Here is a 15654-nt window from a genome sequence, read left to right on the forward strand (position 1 = left end):
AAAATTGTCCCAGCTAGGCGTTCCGCCGAAGACCGTACTTTAGTACGGCAAGGCGGATGCAACGACGCTGGGGCGGTTTTGCGTTAGTCCTAAGTTATTTGGATGGCAGTGTGAGGGAATTCTCTAAGTAGGGCACAGTCTTACTCCACATGCTCCACCAATAACTGCACTTTAGTGACGCCATTGTATTCATTCACATCCAGCCGGAACGCGACCTTGACCTTGTCGTCGAAACTGTCGGTGTGGCCGAACCAGATCGCGTCATACCGCAGGCCATTTTTTTCCAATACCATTTTCAGGTGGCGCTCTTTAAGTATGCGTTGTGAAATCAGTTTGAAATCGTCGCAAAATACCGGCGGTGCAAAGCCCTGACCCCAGACTTGTGCTGCCAGCAGATCGATAAAATCGGTGGTGAAGTAAGCGTCTTCCAGTGCGCCATCGGTTTCTATGATGCGCTCTAATTGCTCTTGCTTGAGCCAGCTCTGGCCTACCGCTTCAAAGGCTTTTTGGAATGCCGGAAAATCGACGCTGCGTATCGTCAGTCCGGCCGCCATCGCATGGCCGCCGAACTTTTGTATCAGGGTAGGTGCGTGTTTGGACACCAGATCGAGCGCATCGCGTAGATGGAATCCAGGTATCGAGCGGCCCGAGCCCTTCATTAGACCTTCATCGCCAGGCGCGAAGGTGATGGTGGGGCGGAAGAATTTATCTTTCAGACGCGAGGCGACTATGCCTATCACGCCTTGATGCCAGGTCTGGTCAAATACCGCGATGGTGTGGCTGGCTTCTGCCTTAAAATCATCGAGATGCAAGAGCGCCGCGTCTTGCATATCACGCTCTATATCTTTACGGTCGGCGTTGATGCTATTGAGTTCTTGCGCGATTTGCCAGGCGCGGCCCTCATCATCGGTGGTCAGGCATTCTATGCCCAACGCCATATCGGCCAGGCGGCCAGCCGCATTGAGGCGCGGGCCGACTGCGAAACCGAGATCGAAAGGGCTGGCGTTGCGCGGCTCGCGCCCGGCGACCCGAAACAAGGCGGCGACACCGGCATGCATGCGACCAGCACGCATGCGCTTGAGACCTTGCGCTACCAAGATGCGATTATTCGGATCGAGTTTAACCACGTCGGCCACTGTGCCCAGCGCCACCAGATCGAGCAAGACATCGAGCTTGGGCTGGCTCTGGCTATCGAATACACCGCGCTTGCGTAGTTCGGCACGTAGTGCCAATAAGACGTAAAACATCACGCCTACACCGGCCAGATTTTTACTCGGGAAGCCGCAAGCTGGCTGATTCGGGTTAACGATGACGGCGGCATCTGGCAGGCTGTCGGCCGGTAAATGGTGATCGGTAATCACTACCTGTATCCCCATCGCATTGGCGGCAGCGACGCCATCGATACTGGCGATGCCGTTGTCGACCGTGACGATGATGTCGGGCGATTTCTCCCTTGCTGTTAAGGCCACGATTTCTGGCGTTAGCCCGTAGCCGTATTCAAAGCGGTTAGGCACAATGTAATCGACCACGGCGCCGAGCATGCGCAAACCACGCAAGCCGACCGCGCAGGCCGTGGCACCATCGCAATCGTAGTCCGCCACGATCACCATTTTTTTGTTGGCGGCGATGGCGTCCGCCAGAAACACGGCGGCTTTGTCTATATGCAGTAAGGCAGCGGGCGGTAGTAGTGACGGTAATTCTGTGGCCAACTCGCTGCTGTCGGCCACGCCGCGTGCCGCGAACAGACGTGCTAACACCGGATGCAAACCGCTCTGGCGCAAGCTCTCAGATTGTTTGAGTGAGTAGGGGCGTATGCTAAGACGTGTCATGCAGATTCTTCTGGAGTGTGTTGGGGCAGAGAAAATAAGGGCGCAAGCGAGGGCTTGGCCCAGAATTTCCACAGGTGGCGTGGCGTCACGGTAAACGTAGTCAGACTGCTGGCATCGCTAAAAACCAGGTCAAGGCGCTGTATTTGCTTATCCTTAAGTGCTTGCAGTAATGCCACGCACCACTGGTCTTCTAAGGTATGCATGGCGTCTAACCAGTAGGCCCAGTCGCTATTGATGGATGGCTCCAAAAATGCGTCGAACACCAGGGTGGATGCTCCTTCGCTCTGGCTCGCAGCCAATACCTGCGCAAAGTCCGCATCGGTCTGGAAATGCTTATCCTGTTGGATCAGGGCGGCGCTGCCGCAATGCAGCCAGGCCGAATTGATGGTATTTAGGCCGCGCGACTCGCGTTGTGCGTTGATGGGATGGATATGCCATAGCATCTGTATCTCGTTTTGCAGTTTGCGCCAGGCTCTCTCCTGTTCGCCTTTCGGCATCCAGATCTCGATATTGTGGCCGCAGGCGGCGTCCATCGTCGAGGTCTGCAAATGCTGCCAGTCGTCGGCTCTGAGGAACCAGGTTTTGGCGTCGCCGTACAGCAAAGTCTTACCTAGTTCTGCGCACATGGCGGCCGCGGCCTGAAATAGGGCAAGGGCTTCTTCTTGCTCAATGGCGAGACGGCGTTGGTCGGTCAGCACCAGATGATCGCGCGCGATATGGATGTGCACGGGACTGAAAGTGAACCAAAAGCCCTGGCCGGCTGTCAATCCCAGCTCTTGCATCTTATTGTGGCTGTTGGCGGGGCTACATAGACGCGGATTGGATACGCCCAAATTGGCATGCGCAGTATCGATGCGGCTTTCCGGCCTAAAATGGCCTGCGAGCCAGGATTCATGCGGTAGTAGCCTGGCAAAGTCGCTCGCTAACTCGGTTTTGCCTTGTGTGGCACAGGCCAGTAGTTTGGCCAGCGCCGGCGTGCGCAGGCTAGGTGCGTGCAGTGCGCGTAGCAGATCTGGAGCTAAGGCGGCCGGTGGAATGCCGTAGGGAAGAATAATTTGTAAATGGTTCATAGCAGTATTGTAGGGCATAGTGTGGCAAACTAGCGGGTTGGCCCATGCGCAAGAACTTGTTCCACCTTAAAAAATAAAGACTTTTGTGAAAAATCTCCCTTTTGAATGGCTAGTCGGCTTGCGCTACACGCGCGCTGGCCGGCGTAGTAGCCGTAATAGCTTCATCTCTTTTATCTCATTAATCTCTATGGCCGGTATTGCACTCGGCGTGGCGGCTCTGATCGTGGTGCTGTCAGTCATGAACGGCTTCCAGAAAGAAGTACGCGACCGTATGCTCTCGGTATTGCCGCATATCGAGGTGCTCGATGCCAGTGGCGCATTGGCCGACTGGAAAGCCACCGCGCTGGAAGTAGAAAAAAATAAGGCCGTGTTAGGCACCGCACCGTATGTCGACGCCCAAGCCATGATCATTAACGATGGCGTGATGCGCGGCGTGATGTTGCGCGGTATTTTGCCGGAGCTTGAGCCTAAGGTCTCGGTGGTGGCTAGCAAGGTTAAGGCTGGCAAGCTCACTGATTTACGTGAAGGTGAATTTAATATCATCTTGGGCGTAGAGCTGGCGCGCGCCATGCATGTCAGCATCGGTGACAAGGTCACGTTGGCAGCGCCCGAAAGTCAGTTGACCCCAGCGGGTATGGTGCCGCGCTTAAAAGGTTTTACCGTGGTGGCGGTGTTTGAGGCTGGGCATTATGAATTCGATTCTGGCATGGCGTTTATCCATATTGCGGATGCGCAGAAGTTTTTCCGCCAGCCGTCTCCTAGCGGTCTGCGCCTGCGCATACAAGATATGCTGAAAGCGCCGCAAGTGGCCTACGAATTGCGTAATAGCTTGCCAGAAAATTTGATACCGCGCGACTGGTCGCAGCAAAATTCGAATTATTTCGCCGCCGTTAAAACCGAAAAAACCATGATGTTTATTATCCTCACTCTGATCATCGCGGTCGCTGCCTTTAATTTGGTCTCGACCCTGGTGATGACAGTGACCGAGAAGCAGGCTGATATTGCGATCTTGCGTACCTTGGGTGCGTCACCGTGGTCCATCATGAAAATTTTTATGATACAGGGCGCGCTAGTGGGCTTACTCGGTACCGCGTTGGGGGTAGGCTCGGGTATTTTGATTGCTCTCAATATCGACGTCATCGTGCCATTCATTGAGCGCATGTTAGGCATACAATTTCTGGCGAAAGAAGTGTATGTGATCAGCTCATTGCCATCTGACTTGCATTGGTCCGATGTCTGGACTATTGGTGGCGTGGCCATCGTTCTGGCGTTTTTCGCCACCATTTATCCTAGCTGGCGTGCGGCCCGCGTAAAACCTGCGGAGGCACTGCGCTATGAGTAATCCTGATATCCAAAAAACCGTTCTCTCTTGTACCAATCTGGGTAAAACCTTTACCCAGGGCGAGTATGCAGTCAAGGTCTTGAATAATATAGATTTGAACGTCAAGGCGGGCGAGCGGGTGGCGATCGTCGGTGCTTCTGGTTCCGGAAAGTCGACCTTGCTGCATTTGCTCGGAGGACTAGATACACCGACGAATGGCACGGTAGTCTTGCAAGATCAAAATTTTGCCAGTCTGGGCGAGACCGCACGCGGCCAGTTGCGCAATACTTCGCTCGGCTTCGTGTATCAGTTCCATCATTTGCTGCCTGAGTTTTCGGCACTCGATAATGTCGCCATGCCCTTGCTGATACGCCGCGTAAAACGTACTGAGGCGCAGGAAGCGGCACGCAAGATACTTGAACGGGTAGGGCTAGGGCACCGCGTTTCGCATGTGCCAGGTGAATTGTCTGGCGGTGAGCGGCAACGTGTGGCGCTGGCGCGCGCGCTGGTGACACAACCGGCTTGCGTCTTGGCCGATGAACCCACCGGCAATCTCGACCGTGGCATCGCCGATCAGATTTTTGCCTTGATGCTGGAGTTGTCCGCCACGCTGGGTACGGCTTTCGTCATCGTTACCCACGATGCCGAACTGGCGAAACGCTGCGACCGGATTTTGCGCTTGTCGGAGCAGGGCTTGCTGGCAGTTTGAAGGAGTAATGTTCAGCCTAGTAGTGCTGACTAAGCCGATCTTAATTTCATAGGCGATGGCGGAGTGAGCACCTGGTCGGTGCTCATCGGGTAGCGCCGGCCTACGTTAAAACTCTTCCCAATCTTCGGTGTTTGTCGTTTTGGCTTGTGCCGCCTTCGTCGCCGCAGTCGTCGCAATTCTGACCGGCACGGCCGTGCTCTTGCGGTTAACCACACTGCTGGTTTTACGGGCGGCAGGTTTGGCGTTTAGTTCAGGCTCTTCCTTGCCTATGTTAAACACACTCACTACTTGCACCAAATTGCTCGCTTGTTCCTGCATGCTGGCTGCGGCTGCAGCCGCTTCTTCGACTAAAGCCGCATTTTTCTGTGTCACATCGTCCATTTGTGTGATGGCATTATTGATCTGATCTATCCCTGCACTTTGTTCCAGACCGGCAGCGGTAATTTCGCTAATGATGTCGCTGACACGCTTGACACTTTCGACCACCTCTTGCATGGTAGTGCCCGCGCTATTGACTAACAGGCTTCCTTGCGTCACCTGCTCGACTGAGTCATTGATCAATTCTTTAATTTCTTTGGCAGCACCGGCCGAACGTTGCGCCAGGTTACGCACTTCCGAGGCAACCACGGCAAAGCCGCGCCCTTGTTCGCCAGCACGGGCCGCTTCCACGGCCGCATTTAAGGCCAAAATATTGGTTTGAAAAGCGATGCCATCGATGACGCTGATGATATCGACGATCTTGCGCGAAGAGGCATTGATCGCGTTCATGGTGGAGACTACTTCTGATACCGCATTACCGCCTTTTTCAGCAATCGAGGTCGCAGTTTGGGACAGGATATTGGCTTGACGCGCGTTGTCGCTATTGTGCTTGATGGTGGAGGTGATCTCTTCCATGGAGGAGGCGGTTTCTTCCAGAGAGCTCGCTTGCTCTTCTGTCCTGGCCGATAAATCCATATTGCCATTGGCGATCTCAGTGGCAGCATTGTTGATTTGATTTGTGCCTGCACGCACTTCGCTGACCACACTGTGGAGACTGTGGTTCATGTCTGCCAGCGCCTGTATCAGTTGCCCAGTTTCACAGCGGCTTTGCGCTGTCAGATGATGCGTGAGATCACCCGCGGCAATCGACTGGGCCAGACCCACTGCGTTTTTCAGCGGAGTGGAAACGATTTTGGATAATCCTATCGCCAGTGTCATGCCGATGATGACGGCCGCTATCATGACAATGATAATTAAGCTGCGTGCGCGCTGAAACACGGCACTGCTTTCGGCAAACGCGGTCTTGCCGCCGGCGACATGATCGTCGACGATTTTATCGACCATGGCGCGCAGCTTTTTATTGGCGTCGGACGATTCAGTACGCAGCAATTTGACTGCATCGGCGTTATTTGCTTCTTTGGCTAAATTTCCAATTTTGTCTGAGATGACAGCGTAGGCATTGAATGCGGCAATGGTTTCTTCTAATGCTTTTTTCTCATCCGGGGTGTCTGCGAACTTGCTTGAATTTGCGTGATATTTTCTAAATTGCTCGATCGCCTCGTTGGTGCGTTCTTGATATTTTTTTACTTCATCTGGCGATTCGGCGTTCGCTAGTTGTGCTTCTTGCGAGCGCATACGCGAAACACTTTCTTTCATTCCCATGGCCTCAATAGAGCTTGGCATCCAGTCATTGCCGATTTCGTCGGCAGCGTGATTGACGGTGGTTAGTTGTACGATAGAGAACACACCCAAGAAGCAAGTGAGCAGCAATACTGCGATAAAACTGAGTATGAGTTTTGCTGCAATTTTTAAGTCATAAAATGCTTGCATGTGAATCTCCTTAAAGGACGCCAACTAAGCAAAATTATTTCGACAAATTTTCAGCCGATTGTATCTAAATCTACGTGGCTACACGATTGGCAAGGCTGGACAGTCATATTTATCTATATTTTCGCTTCCGGCAATACAAATTTCACTATTAAGTGACAATGTCATAGCCTTAATGGTGCGACCGAGACAATCAGTACGTAAATTTTTTCAAATTTGTTGTTAAAATTCATTGTTGAGATTTTTATATTTAAAAGTGCTGCGCCTTAGTTTTGCGCTACCTGGTTTGCCTAGGCTTGGCTTTTAAGCAAACATTGCCAGAGTGTTAGTTCGAGTGAATTATTGACGGGCCGCATTCCGGAATCTATTAAAAGGGATTTTGTTTAGATGAAAACACAGATCATCGCCCTAGGTGGCGGCGGTTTTTCTTGCGGCACTGAGCCGGGTTTGGATCGCTATTTGCTGGCCCAGACCGGCGTTGAGTATCCTCGTATTGGTTTTGTACCTACCGCCAGTGCTGAAGATCCGGCGTATATCATCAAGTTTTATCAGCGTTTTTCTACGCTGTCTTGCCAGCCTAGCCATCTCAGGTTTTTTGATAGGACTCCGGATTTGCTTGCCTGGGCCCTGGCGCAAGATGTCATTTTCGTCGGTGGAGGCAACACCAAGAGCATGCTGGCGGTTTGGCAGGCTTGGGGCTTTGATGAAATTTTGCGGCAGGCCATGCAGCAAGGCGTGTTGTTGGCGGGGATTAGTGCGGGGGCGATATGTTGGTTCGAGTCCGGCGTGACCGATTCGAATGCCGGGCAACTTGGGCCTATCGACGCATTAGGGTTTTTACCGGGCAGCTGCTGCCCGCATTACTCGGACGATGCGGAGCGCAAACCGGCGTTTGAGCGCATGCTGATGCAAGGGGACATCTCTGAAGGTATCGCCATTGACGATGGTGTTGCCGTGCATTTTGTTGATGGCAAGCTCACGCGCATTGTGCAGGGTAAAACCGGGGTCAGCGCGTATCGGGTTCAGAAAACAGCAGATGCCGTGCTCACTAGCGCCATTCCGGATGTGGAGATTTTGCAGGTGTATGAGTAGTTCTGCTGCTGTCCAAATAAACTACCCACGCCAGCGCGCATATTCCATCCGGCTTACAGCCCGGCATGCTTGAAGAAGCGCATGGAATATGCGCGCTGGCGTGGTGGTATCGGGCTATTCTTCTTCGTCGAACTCTTCCGCCAAATTTTTCCAGCCATGCTTTTTGGCAAAGCTGGAAAACTCTTCCGGCGCTTCCAGAACGATCAGTTTTCTTTCTTGTAAGCCGAGGTCGCTGTGACCAAAGTCAGGGCCTACATAACCGAGACTACGTAGTTTCGTCATGATATGACCTATCAGCACCTTGTCTTTGCACAGGCTATTCTCTATGGGGCCGGAGAAATCGACGTAGACATCAATGATGCCGTAACCTTCGTCGAAAATGCGGATGGCCTTGACCTCATGGCTGCTGCCGGATGAATCGACCGCTTTAAATGGGCCGCTAAGTTGGATGTCGGTATCGGTAGTCATTTTTTATCGCTATAAAATTGGGAAAACATCTCATCTTAGCATGGCAACGGTGTTCTTTTGCCTGGCATTGCTCATCTGCTGTGAGAGTAGCCGTAAGCCGGATTTCTTCAGTTTTGCCAAGGGTAATCCTTGTATTTGGGTTGAATATAGAGAAATTTTGTAAATAGTCACGCTTCTGTTTGCCAGACGCAGGCAGAGCAGGTAGTCTCTTTTATATGGGAACTATATGGGAACTTCTTATTTTGACATTGCATCGAGGCCGCTGTTAGACGACAAAAACAGCATTGTTGTATCTCTGCATGAGGCATATTTAGGACATACGAAAGTTCCAACTAGTATGCATTGTACGAGAGTGCTGATACAAGCACGCTGTGCCGGTTTTGCCTAAGTCCCGACATTCATCAATTCAATTATTTGCAAGGTTTTAATCTGTATGGAATTGCTCGCTAAAAATAGAAGCCGTGATGCCAGACTGGGCTTGAGTCTATTTTCCTTGCTACTGTTGGCGTATATCTGGGGTAGTACCTATTATCAACTATTAGACGCCAAAAATGAGGCGATACAGACGGCTCAAAAAGATGCGCGTAATTATGCACGTACTATAGAAGAGCACACAATACGCACGCTGCAAACGGCCGATCAGGCAGCCTTGTTTGTCAGTGAACATTATCTCGAGTTGGGCTTGCGTTTCGATTTGCCTGCTTACATGAAGAGCGGAATCATACTCGGCGATATTTTGAATCAGGTATCGATAGTCGATCAACGCGGTGATCTGGTCTTGTCAAATTTGCCTATGAAAAAAACCAGTCTATCCGACCGCGAGCATATCCGCGTGCACATGGAAACAGACCTGGGACAATTATTTGTCAGCAAACCAGTGTTGGGCCGTATTTCGCAAAAATGGTCGTTGCAAATGACGCGCAGAATCAATAACGCCAATGGTAGTTTTCATGGGGTGGCGGTGGTTTCTGTCGATCCTTTCTATTTTAGTCGCTTCTATGAAGAGATTAACTTAGGTAAGCATGGGACGGTGACCATGTTTGGTGAGGATGGCATAGTGCGCGCACGCAGAGATGGGAAATCGGCTGAAGTGGGTCAGGATGTTTCGAAAGGCGTGATTTTTAGAGCTGCTCTGGCCAATGGCAGCGGCGACATGCGCAGTACCAGCATCGTAGATGGCAAGGAGCGCTTGTTTAGCTATAGAAAAATTAGAAATTATCCACTGTATATCGCTGCGGCAATCGGGATGGAGGATGCACTGGTACCTTACCAAACCAGAGAATCTGAATCCTTGCGTTTGTCTCTGATCGCTTCTTTACTGATACTCGCATTTAGTGCTTTTGTCCTTGCCATGGTAGGCCGCTTGCAACGTAGTGAGCAGCACGCTCTGGCCGCCAATGCCGCCAAATCAACTTTGTTGCACGATGTTGAGTTGCAGAAAAATGAATTGAAAGCATCCTCGGATAGGCTCGATACCATCGTGCAAAACGCGGCGGATGCGATTATCACTACCAACGATAGAGGTGATATTGAGTCATTTAATCATTCGGCAGAAATTATATTTGCCTGTTCCTCAGAAAGCCTGTTGGGGCGCAATATGCAGCAGTTGACACCAACTTTACAAGCTGGCAGTTGGCAACTACTAGAAGCGGGAGTGCTAGGCGTGGTCGAAGGGGTGCGTCAGGGTGGTCAGTCGTTTCCACTAGAAATTACCGCGAGCAAAGTGCATGTCCTCGGACAAGATAAATTTATCCTGATTGCCCGCGATATTACTGAGAGAAAAAAAGTCGAACGCCTGCAGCAAGAGTTCGTTTCCACTGTCAGCCATGAATTGCGTACCCCCTTGACCGCGATTCGTGGTTCGTTAGGACTGGTTGCTGGCGGCGTGACTGGCGTCCTACCACCCCAGGCCGCCGCGTTGGTGAAAATGGCGTATACCAATACCGAGCGCTTGACCCAACTCATTAATGATTTATTGGACGTACAAAAACTCGAATCAGGGTTTTTGAGTCTGACGCAAGAAGCGTGCAGCCTGCCGGCATTAATCATAGAAGCGCGCGACGTCAACCAGGCATTTGCAGCGCGTCTGGCAGTGAGCATTGCTTTGCATAATCCACCTCCCGATGTGTTTGTGAATGTCGATGCTGGTCGTTTTCAACAGGTGATGGCCAATTTACTCTCAAACGCCTGCAAATACTCTAGTCCTGGTGACTCGGTTATTATCGAGACCAAGTTACTTGGGCCTGATCGAGTAAGGATAGCGGTCGGTGATAATGGTCCTGGTATTTCTGAAGAATTTAGGGATAGAATTTTTCAAAAATTTGCTCAACAAGACGCATCAGATACTAAGGCGAAAGGCGGTTCTGGCTTAGGCCTATCGATCTCGAAAGCGATCGTCAATCAGATGGGCGGAGAAATCGGCTACCACTCCACGATCGGCGAGGGTAGCTCGTTTTATGTTGATTTACCGATACAAGCAGGCTAATCAATGCAGTGTTTTCAAAGATTATGCCTGTGTAGCGGGTAGGCATTCAAGTAGGTAATCAATAAATAGACGCATTTTGAGACTCACTTCATTGCGGTCTCGATAGCAGACATAAAAATCCAGGGGCTCGGCATCGAGGCTACCATTGTCTTGCCCATTCGATGATTTTACAAATAAAGCTTGCAGCTGACCGCTAGCAATTAAAGGCGCGGCGATAAAGCTACCTAAACGGGCGATCCCCGCTCCCGCGACCGCCATCTGCGTCAAGCTATCGACGTCATTGCTAATGATGCTGGGACGTAGTTCCGGTTCAAAGTGTAAGCCATTCCGTATAAAGCCCCATCTGAGTAACAGACCATTAAAGGCCGGGCGATACAGCAGGCAGGCATGTTCGCTTAATTCTTCCGGTGTTCGGGGTATTCCTGCTTTTTCTAGATAGGCAGGTGCGGCGCAAATTATCATAGGGACTGTGGCGATGCGGCGACTCACCAGATGTGCCTCTAACTGCTGTTTGAAGCGTATGCTGATATCGACATCGTCATTGCTATGGTTGACGTTAAAGTCGGTCGAGATCAATTCTATCGATAGAGTGGGGTGGCGCGCACAAAATGCCGGGATTAAGGGCGCGATAATATGTCGGCCAAATGTGATGGAGGTGGCAATTCGCAGGCGTCCCTGGGGCACTCCTTGTAATTGAGTCACTGCCGACTTGGCTAATTCTAACCTATGTAAGATATCGCTGACCTTAGTGTAATAAACATCTCCGCTCTCGGTGAGGCTCAATTTTCGGGTGGTCCTGGTGAGTAATTTCACCCCCATATATTGCTCTAACCGAGCAATGTTTTGGCTGGCAGCGGCTGGGGTAATGCCTAACTGCCGTGCCGCCGATGCGATACTGCCACTCTCGACCGCTTTGACGAAGCTATTTATTCCGCTTAAAGTATCCATAGATATTATTGATGATTAGTGGCGGTATTCATAAGTTTAGCTTAATGATTGGAATAGCGTTACTGTTCTAGTTAATTGCCCAACTACTGCTTAAAATAGGGTCTTTAATCAGTCATTGTGGCGATCCCTGTGTTTAGAACACCGAGGTTGAAACTAGTAAGCAAGAAAGCCAAGAATAAAATGAGCAACTCTAAAACAAATCAGTCCATACCAACTCCGGAACTTAGTCGTTGGAAGCTACCGGCTCGCTACACGCCGCAAGTATTCGCGTTCTATATGGCGGCTATCATGGCCTTCTTGATGTCAACCGTCATCGTGGCTGCTAACGGGGGCATTAAAGAGGATTTTCTAGCCCGTGTTTTAAATGCGTATAAGCTGGCGATGCCGGTCGCCTTTTGCTGCGTATTGCTAGTGCGGCCTTTGGTGATGAAGTTAGTCGCTATGACGGTGCGCAAATAAGGATAATGCAATGCGGCTGGTGTGTTGACGATGCACCTCATTGATATGATGCGCATCGTAGTAACGGAGACGACTTAATAACCGATGGTTTGCGCCGCCTCGTGCACCAATTGCTTGAACAAGTCATGCCGCATGGCGCTGATGTCACCAGTTTTGATTGCGGCGGTCACTGCGCAATTTGGCTCAGCATGGTGATGGCAATTGTAGAATTTGCACTTGCCCAGATAGGGTAGAAATTCTGGAAAAGCGCGTTCCAGCATGCCTTCGCTCAGATGATGCAGACCAAACTCTTGAAACCCTGGTGAATCGATCACCGAGGTTGGCTGGCCCTGATACGGATCCATTTGAAATAGACGGGTGAAGGTGGTGGTGTGTTTGCCGGTATCCAAGGCCGCAGAAATCTCACGGGTAGCGATTTCGGCATCCGGGATAATTAAGTTAATTAGCGATGATTTCCCCATCCCTGATTGGCCAATCAGGATGGTGCTTTGTCCTTGCAGCAAATTCATCAGGGTCACACGGGTAGTCTCAGGCATGCCAGTCACAGAGACTTCGTGCACAGGATAACCCAAACTGGCGTACAGACCGACGCGTTCACGCGCCTTGGGTAGACTAGTCGTGACGTCTATCTTATTGAGAATAATGTGCGCCTTGATGCCGGATGATTCTGAAGCGACCAGCGCACGAGAGATCAAATCATCAGAAAAACTAGGCTCGGTGGCGACTACTACCACCAGTTGCGTCAGATTGGCCGCCAGCATTTTCGATTTATATTGATCAGAGCGGTACAGCAAAGTCTGGCGTGGTGTGATGGCTTCAATCACTCCCTGATTTTTCGAGGTCAGTTGATATTCAACGACATCGCCGACCGCCACATCGCTTTTTTTACCACGCGTCACGCAATGCAGTTTGATACCCTCCGCTTGCACCAGATAATGGCGGCCATGCGCTGCAATCACGGTGCCTAGCGCATTTGCCGGTATTTCTTTCTTAGCCATCAGGAAAAACTTTGCTGAAATATGCCATCGACTTTGGCGGCGCAAATGAAGTCATTCTCTGAAATGCCACCTTTGCCGCCATTCACCGTGTGGGTGTCAAAGCGGATCAGGCAACGATTGTAAGTCACCACTAATTCAGGATGATGGTCTTCTGCGTGTATCACATAGGCAATAGCGTTGATAAAGGCCAGGGTTTCGTAGTAATTTTTAAATTCGAAGGTTTTGACTATGCGCGCGCCATCTAGCGCCCAGCCTGGGGTGGCCGCAAAATACTCGGGCAAGCGCTCAGCGGCGAGAGCATCGACAGTATGTTGAGATTTTTTTGCGAGTAGCTCAGTGGTTTTTATCATGCTATTGCTCCTGATGTGGTTGCTGCAGTGGCGCTCAATTGTAGTTTGCCTATACGTACCGAGGCTGGCGGGTGCGAATCGTAAAAAGCCGAATGTAGTGGATCGGGGGTCAGGGTTGAGGCATTATCTTCATATAGTTTCACCAGCGCCGCCACCAAATCGTCTGCGCTACTATATTTGGCAGCGAAGGCATCGGCCTCAAACTCGTGTTTGCGCGAGGTGATAGAGGACAGTGGCGACAGTATAAAAGTAAATATGGGCAAGGACAGCATAAATAAGATGAGGGCCATGGCGTCGTTCGAGGCCAGTAGCATAGGGTCTACGCCCAGACCGGTAAAAAACCAGACTTGCTGCTTTAAAAATCCAAGTAAAGCCAGGAAGCCCAGCGAGATAATAAACATCACGCAAATACGTTTGACAATGTGCTTGAGTTTGAAGTGACCTAGCTCATGTGCCAAAACCGCTTCTATTTCTGGCGCGCTCAAACGTGACAGCAGGGTATCAAAAAACACTATACGCTTGGAGGCACCGAAGCCGGAAAAATAGGCATTGCCATGCGCGCTACGTTTAGATCCATCCATCACAAATAAGCCCTTGGAGGCAAAGCCGACTCTTTGCATTAGTCCCTCGATACGGGCACGCAAGCTATCATCTTCTAAAGGGCTAAATTTATTAAATAAGGGGGCGATCCAGGTTGGGAAAATCACCATCATCAAGAGCTGAAATCCGCTCCAAAAAATCCAGGCATACAACCACCACAGCGCACCGGATTTATCCATCAGCATCAACATAACCCAGATCAAAGGCAGGCCTATCGCCGCGCCCAGTAGTGTGCTTTTGAGCATGTCACCAAAAAATAGGCCTTTGCTCATTTTATTGAAACCAAATTTTTCTTCCAATACGAATTGTTTGTAATAGTCGAACGGTAAGTCGATCAAGCTAGTGATCAGGGCAAAGGCGGTCAAAAGACTCAATTGATACAGCATGCCCGGTCCGCTCAACTTCACCAGGCTGACGGCTAGCCATTGCAGGCCGCCAAATAGAGTGAAGCCTATCAAAACGATGGCGTTCAATACCAGCATCAGCATGCCCAGTTTGGTTTTGGCGACGGTGTAGTCGGCCGCCTTCTGATGGGCGGCCAGCGGGATGCGTTCTGCAAACTCTGCGGGTACCTGGGCGCGGTGTTGCAAGACATGCCGTATGTGCCGCGAACCTAGCCAAAACTGCAAAACCAGTGTCAAAAGTAAAAATGAGACGAATAAAACAGAAAACGCTGTAGAAATCATGGGAAAATGCCGCATTCAGAAATAAATTATCAAGTCAAGGAAGAATTATGTCACAAGCGACCGAGATACAAGCAAGTACGTCGAAACCAGCCAAGCCAAATGAGATGAATTTGATCTGGGTCGATATGGAAATGACCGGTTTAGATCCGGATACAGATGTGATTATTGAGGTTGCGGTGGTCGTGACCGATATGCAGTTGAACGTGATTGCCGAAGGTCCGGTATTTGCGATTCATCAATCCGATGAAATCATGGGGAAGATGGATGCATGGAATAAGGGCACGCATGGCCGTTCCGGTTTGATAGAAAGAGTCAAAACGTCGACCGTGACGGAAGCCGATGCCGAAAAAGCCTTGATAGAATTCTTGAAATTGCATGTGCCAAACGGTAAATCGCCTATGTGTGGTAACACCATTTGTCAGGATAGGCGCTTCATGGTGCGCGGCATGCCTAAGCTGGAAGCGTATTTTCACTACCGTAATCTGGATGTCTCTACGCTGAAAGAGTTGTGCCGTCGCTGGAAGCCTGAACTCTTGAGCGGCTTCAAGAAGCATCAAAAACACACTGCCTTGGCCGACATCATCGAATCTATCGAAGAGCTGAAATACTACCGCGAACACTTCATCAAAGAATAAGTGCCTCACAGTTTGCACTCGATTTGAAATAAAAAAGACTTCGATTAGAAGTCTTTTTTACTTTGTGCAGCACTCTGAGTAGCTCGGTTATTTCTGCTTCACTCAGACGTAAATTTTGTATTACAGTCATAAATCGCACATCAAAGTAGCATTCTTAAATTCCACTTATGACGTTCATCAACATCGTAATGCCACGGG

14 protein-coding genes are annotated in these 15654 nt (G+C 50.4%); 6 read left to right on the forward strand and 8 right to left on the reverse strand.

The features are described 5' to 3' along the window. Positions 1–140: 140 nt before the first annotated feature. A complete protein-coding gene (gene recJ, locus ACO0K8_RS02030; protein WP_422944950.1) occupies positions 141–1829 on the reverse strand; it encodes a single-stranded-DNA-specific exonuclease RecJ in 1689 nt (562 codons plus the stop codon). Next, the gene (locus tag ACO0K8_RS02035; protein ID WP_422944951.1) at positions 1826–2899 is read right to left on the reverse strand and encodes a hypothetical protein; all 1074 of its coding nucleotides are present in this window, start codon (positions 2897–2899) and stop codon (positions 1826–1828) included. The genes recJ and ACO0K8_RS02035 overlap by 4 nt, the downstream gene beginning before the upstream one ends. Before the next feature lie 85 nt (positions 2900–2984). On the opposite strand from ACO0K8_RS02035, the gene ACO0K8_RS02040 reads away from it, so the two are divergent. Together ACO0K8_RS02040 and lolD are read left to right on the forward strand one after the other, a co-directional pair. Beyond that, complete coding sequence (locus ACO0K8_RS02040; RefSeq protein ID WP_422944952.1) at positions 2985–4241, forward strand: lipoprotein-releasing ABC transporter permease subunit; 1257 nt, start codon at positions 2985–2987, stop codon at positions 4239–4241. Next, positions 4234–4929 carry a lipoprotein-releasing ABC transporter ATP-binding protein LolD gene (lolD, locus tag ACO0K8_RS02045; RefSeq protein WP_422944953.1) on the forward strand — a complete coding sequence of 232 codons (696 nt, stop codon included), beginning with the start codon at positions 4234–4236 and terminating at the stop codon, positions 4927–4929. The genes ACO0K8_RS02040 and lolD overlap by 8 nt, the downstream gene beginning before the upstream one ends. Positions 4930–5034: 105 nt before the next feature. On the opposite strand, the gene ACO0K8_RS02050 is transcribed toward lolD, so the two are convergent. Beyond that, a complete protein-coding gene (locus ACO0K8_RS02050) occupies positions 5035–6738 on the reverse strand; it encodes a methyl-accepting chemotaxis protein (protein ID WP_422944954.1) in 1704 nt (567 codons plus the stop codon). A 384-nt stretch (positions 6739–7122) separates the two neighbouring features. Here ACO0K8_RS02050 and ACO0K8_RS02055 point away from each other — a divergent pair, with 384 nt between their 5' ends. Continuing rightward, positions 7123–7827, forward strand: coding sequence for a Type 1 glutamine amidotransferase-like domain-containing protein (locus ACO0K8_RS02055; RefSeq protein ID WP_422944955.1), 705 nt, complete (start codon positions 7123–7125; stop codon positions 7825–7827). Between the two features lie 114 nt (positions 7828–7941). Here ACO0K8_RS02055 and ACO0K8_RS02060 read toward each other — a convergent pair whose 3' ends face one another. After that, the gene (locus ACO0K8_RS02060) at positions 7942–8295 is read right to left on the reverse strand and encodes a hypothetical protein (protein ID WP_422944956.1); all 354 of its coding nucleotides are present in this window, start codon (positions 8293–8295) and stop codon (positions 7942–7944) included. Positions 8296–8728: 433 nt separating this feature from the next. Between ACO0K8_RS02060 and ACO0K8_RS02065 the strand changes: the two genes are divergently transcribed. Then, entirely contained in the window at positions 8729–10780 is a 2052-nt protein-coding gene (locus tag ACO0K8_RS02065; protein ID WP_422944957.1) for an ATP-binding protein, read from the forward strand. A gap of 21 nt (positions 10781–10801) precedes the next feature. On the opposite strand, the gene ACO0K8_RS02070 is transcribed toward ACO0K8_RS02065, so the two are convergent. Further along, positions 10802–11728, reverse strand: coding sequence for a LysR family transcriptional regulator (locus tag ACO0K8_RS02070; RefSeq protein ID WP_422944958.1), 927 nt, complete (start codon positions 11726–11728; stop codon positions 10802–10804). 180 nt (positions 11729–11908) lie between these two features. Here ACO0K8_RS02070 and ACO0K8_RS02075 point away from each other — a divergent pair, with 180 nt between their 5' ends. Continuing rightward, positions 11909–12187: a DUF2798 domain-containing protein gene (locus tag ACO0K8_RS02075; RefSeq protein ID WP_422944959.1), complete on the forward strand. Its 279-nt coding sequence runs from the start codon at positions 11909–11911 to the stop codon at positions 12185–12187. A 74-nt stretch (positions 12188–12261) separates the two neighbouring features. Here ACO0K8_RS02075 and rsgA read toward each other — a convergent pair whose 3' ends face one another. The 3 genes from rsgA to ACO0K8_RS02090 are packed head-to-tail and all read right to left on the reverse strand — an operon-like array spanning position 12262 to position 14821. Then, positions 12262–13185 carry a ribosome small subunit-dependent GTPase A gene (gene rsgA / locus ACO0K8_RS02080; RefSeq protein WP_422944960.1) on the reverse strand — a complete coding sequence of 308 codons (924 nt, stop codon included), beginning with the start codon at positions 13183–13185 and terminating at the stop codon, positions 12262–12264. Further along, the gene (locus ACO0K8_RS02085; RefSeq protein WP_422944961.1) at positions 13185–13535 is read right to left on the reverse strand and encodes a 4a-hydroxytetrahydrobiopterin dehydratase; all 351 of its coding nucleotides are present in this window, start codon (positions 13533–13535) and stop codon (positions 13185–13187) included. The genes rsgA and ACO0K8_RS02085 overlap by 1 nt, the downstream gene beginning before the upstream one ends. Further along, positions 13532–14821, reverse strand: a complete 1290-nt coding sequence (locus tag ACO0K8_RS02090) for a M48 family metallopeptidase (protein ID WP_422944962.1) — start codon at positions 14819–14821, stop codon at positions 13532–13534. Before ACO0K8_RS02090 ends, ACO0K8_RS02085 begins: the two co-directional genes overlap by 4 nt. Positions 14822–14868: 47 nt before the next feature. Between ACO0K8_RS02090 and orn the strand changes: the two genes are divergently transcribed. Then, positions 14869–15456, forward strand: coding sequence for an oligoribonuclease (orn, locus tag ACO0K8_RS02095; protein ID WP_422944963.1), 588 nt, complete (start codon positions 14869–14871; stop codon positions 15454–15456). Positions 15457–15654 lie beyond the last annotated feature (198 nt).

Source organism: Undibacterium sp. Ren11W, from assembly GCF_049340485.1.
Lineage (GTDB): Bacteria > Pseudomonadota > Gammaproteobacteria > Burkholderiales > Burkholderiaceae_D > Undibacterium.

Coding starts and splice junctions, on each gene's coding strand:
- recJ (WP_422944950.1), bottom strand. CDS start 1,829: ATGACACGTCTTAGCATACGCCCCTACTCACTCAAACAATCTGAGAGC.
- ACO0K8_RS02035 (WP_422944951.1), bottom strand. CDS start 2,899: ATGAACCATTTACAAATTATTCTTCCCTACGGCATTCCACCGGCCGCC.
- lolD (WP_422944953.1), top strand. CDS start 4,234: ATGAGTAATCCTGATATCCAAAAAACCGTTCTCTCTTGTACCAATCTG.
- ACO0K8_RS02050 (WP_422944954.1), bottom strand. CDS start 6,738: ATGCAAGCATTTTATGACTTAAAAATTGCAGCAAAACTCATACTCAGT.
- ACO0K8_RS02055 (WP_422944955.1), top strand. CDS start 7,123: ATGAAAACACAGATCATCGCCCTAGGTGGCGGCGGTTTTTCTTGCGGC.
- ACO0K8_RS02060 (WP_422944956.1), bottom strand. CDS start 8,295: ATGACTACCGATACCGACATCCAACTTAGCGGCCCATTTAAAGCGGTC.
- ACO0K8_RS02065 (WP_422944957.1), top strand. CDS start 8,729: ATGGAATTGCTCGCTAAAAATAGAAGCCGTGATGCCAGACTGGGCTTG.
- ACO0K8_RS02070 (WP_422944958.1), bottom strand. CDS start 11,728: ATGGATACTTTAAGCGGAATAAATAGCTTCGTCAAAGCGGTCGAGAGT.
- ACO0K8_RS02075 (WP_422944959.1), top strand. CDS start 11,909: ATGAGCAACTCTAAAACAAATCAGTCCATACCAACTCCGGAACTTAGT.
- rsgA (WP_422944960.1), bottom strand. CDS start 13,185: ATGGCTAAGAAAGAAATACCGGCAAATGCGCTAGGCACCGTGATTGCA.
- ACO0K8_RS02085 (WP_422944961.1), bottom strand. CDS start 13,535: ATGATAAAAACCACTGAGCTACTCGCAAAAAAATCTCAACATACTGTC.
- ACO0K8_RS02090 (WP_422944962.1), bottom strand. CDS start 14,821: ATGATTTCTACAGCGTTTTCTGTTTTATTCGTCTCATTTTTACTTTTG.
- orn (WP_422944963.1), top strand. CDS start 14,869: ATGTCACAAGCGACCGAGATACAAGCAAGTACGTCGAAACCAGCCAAG.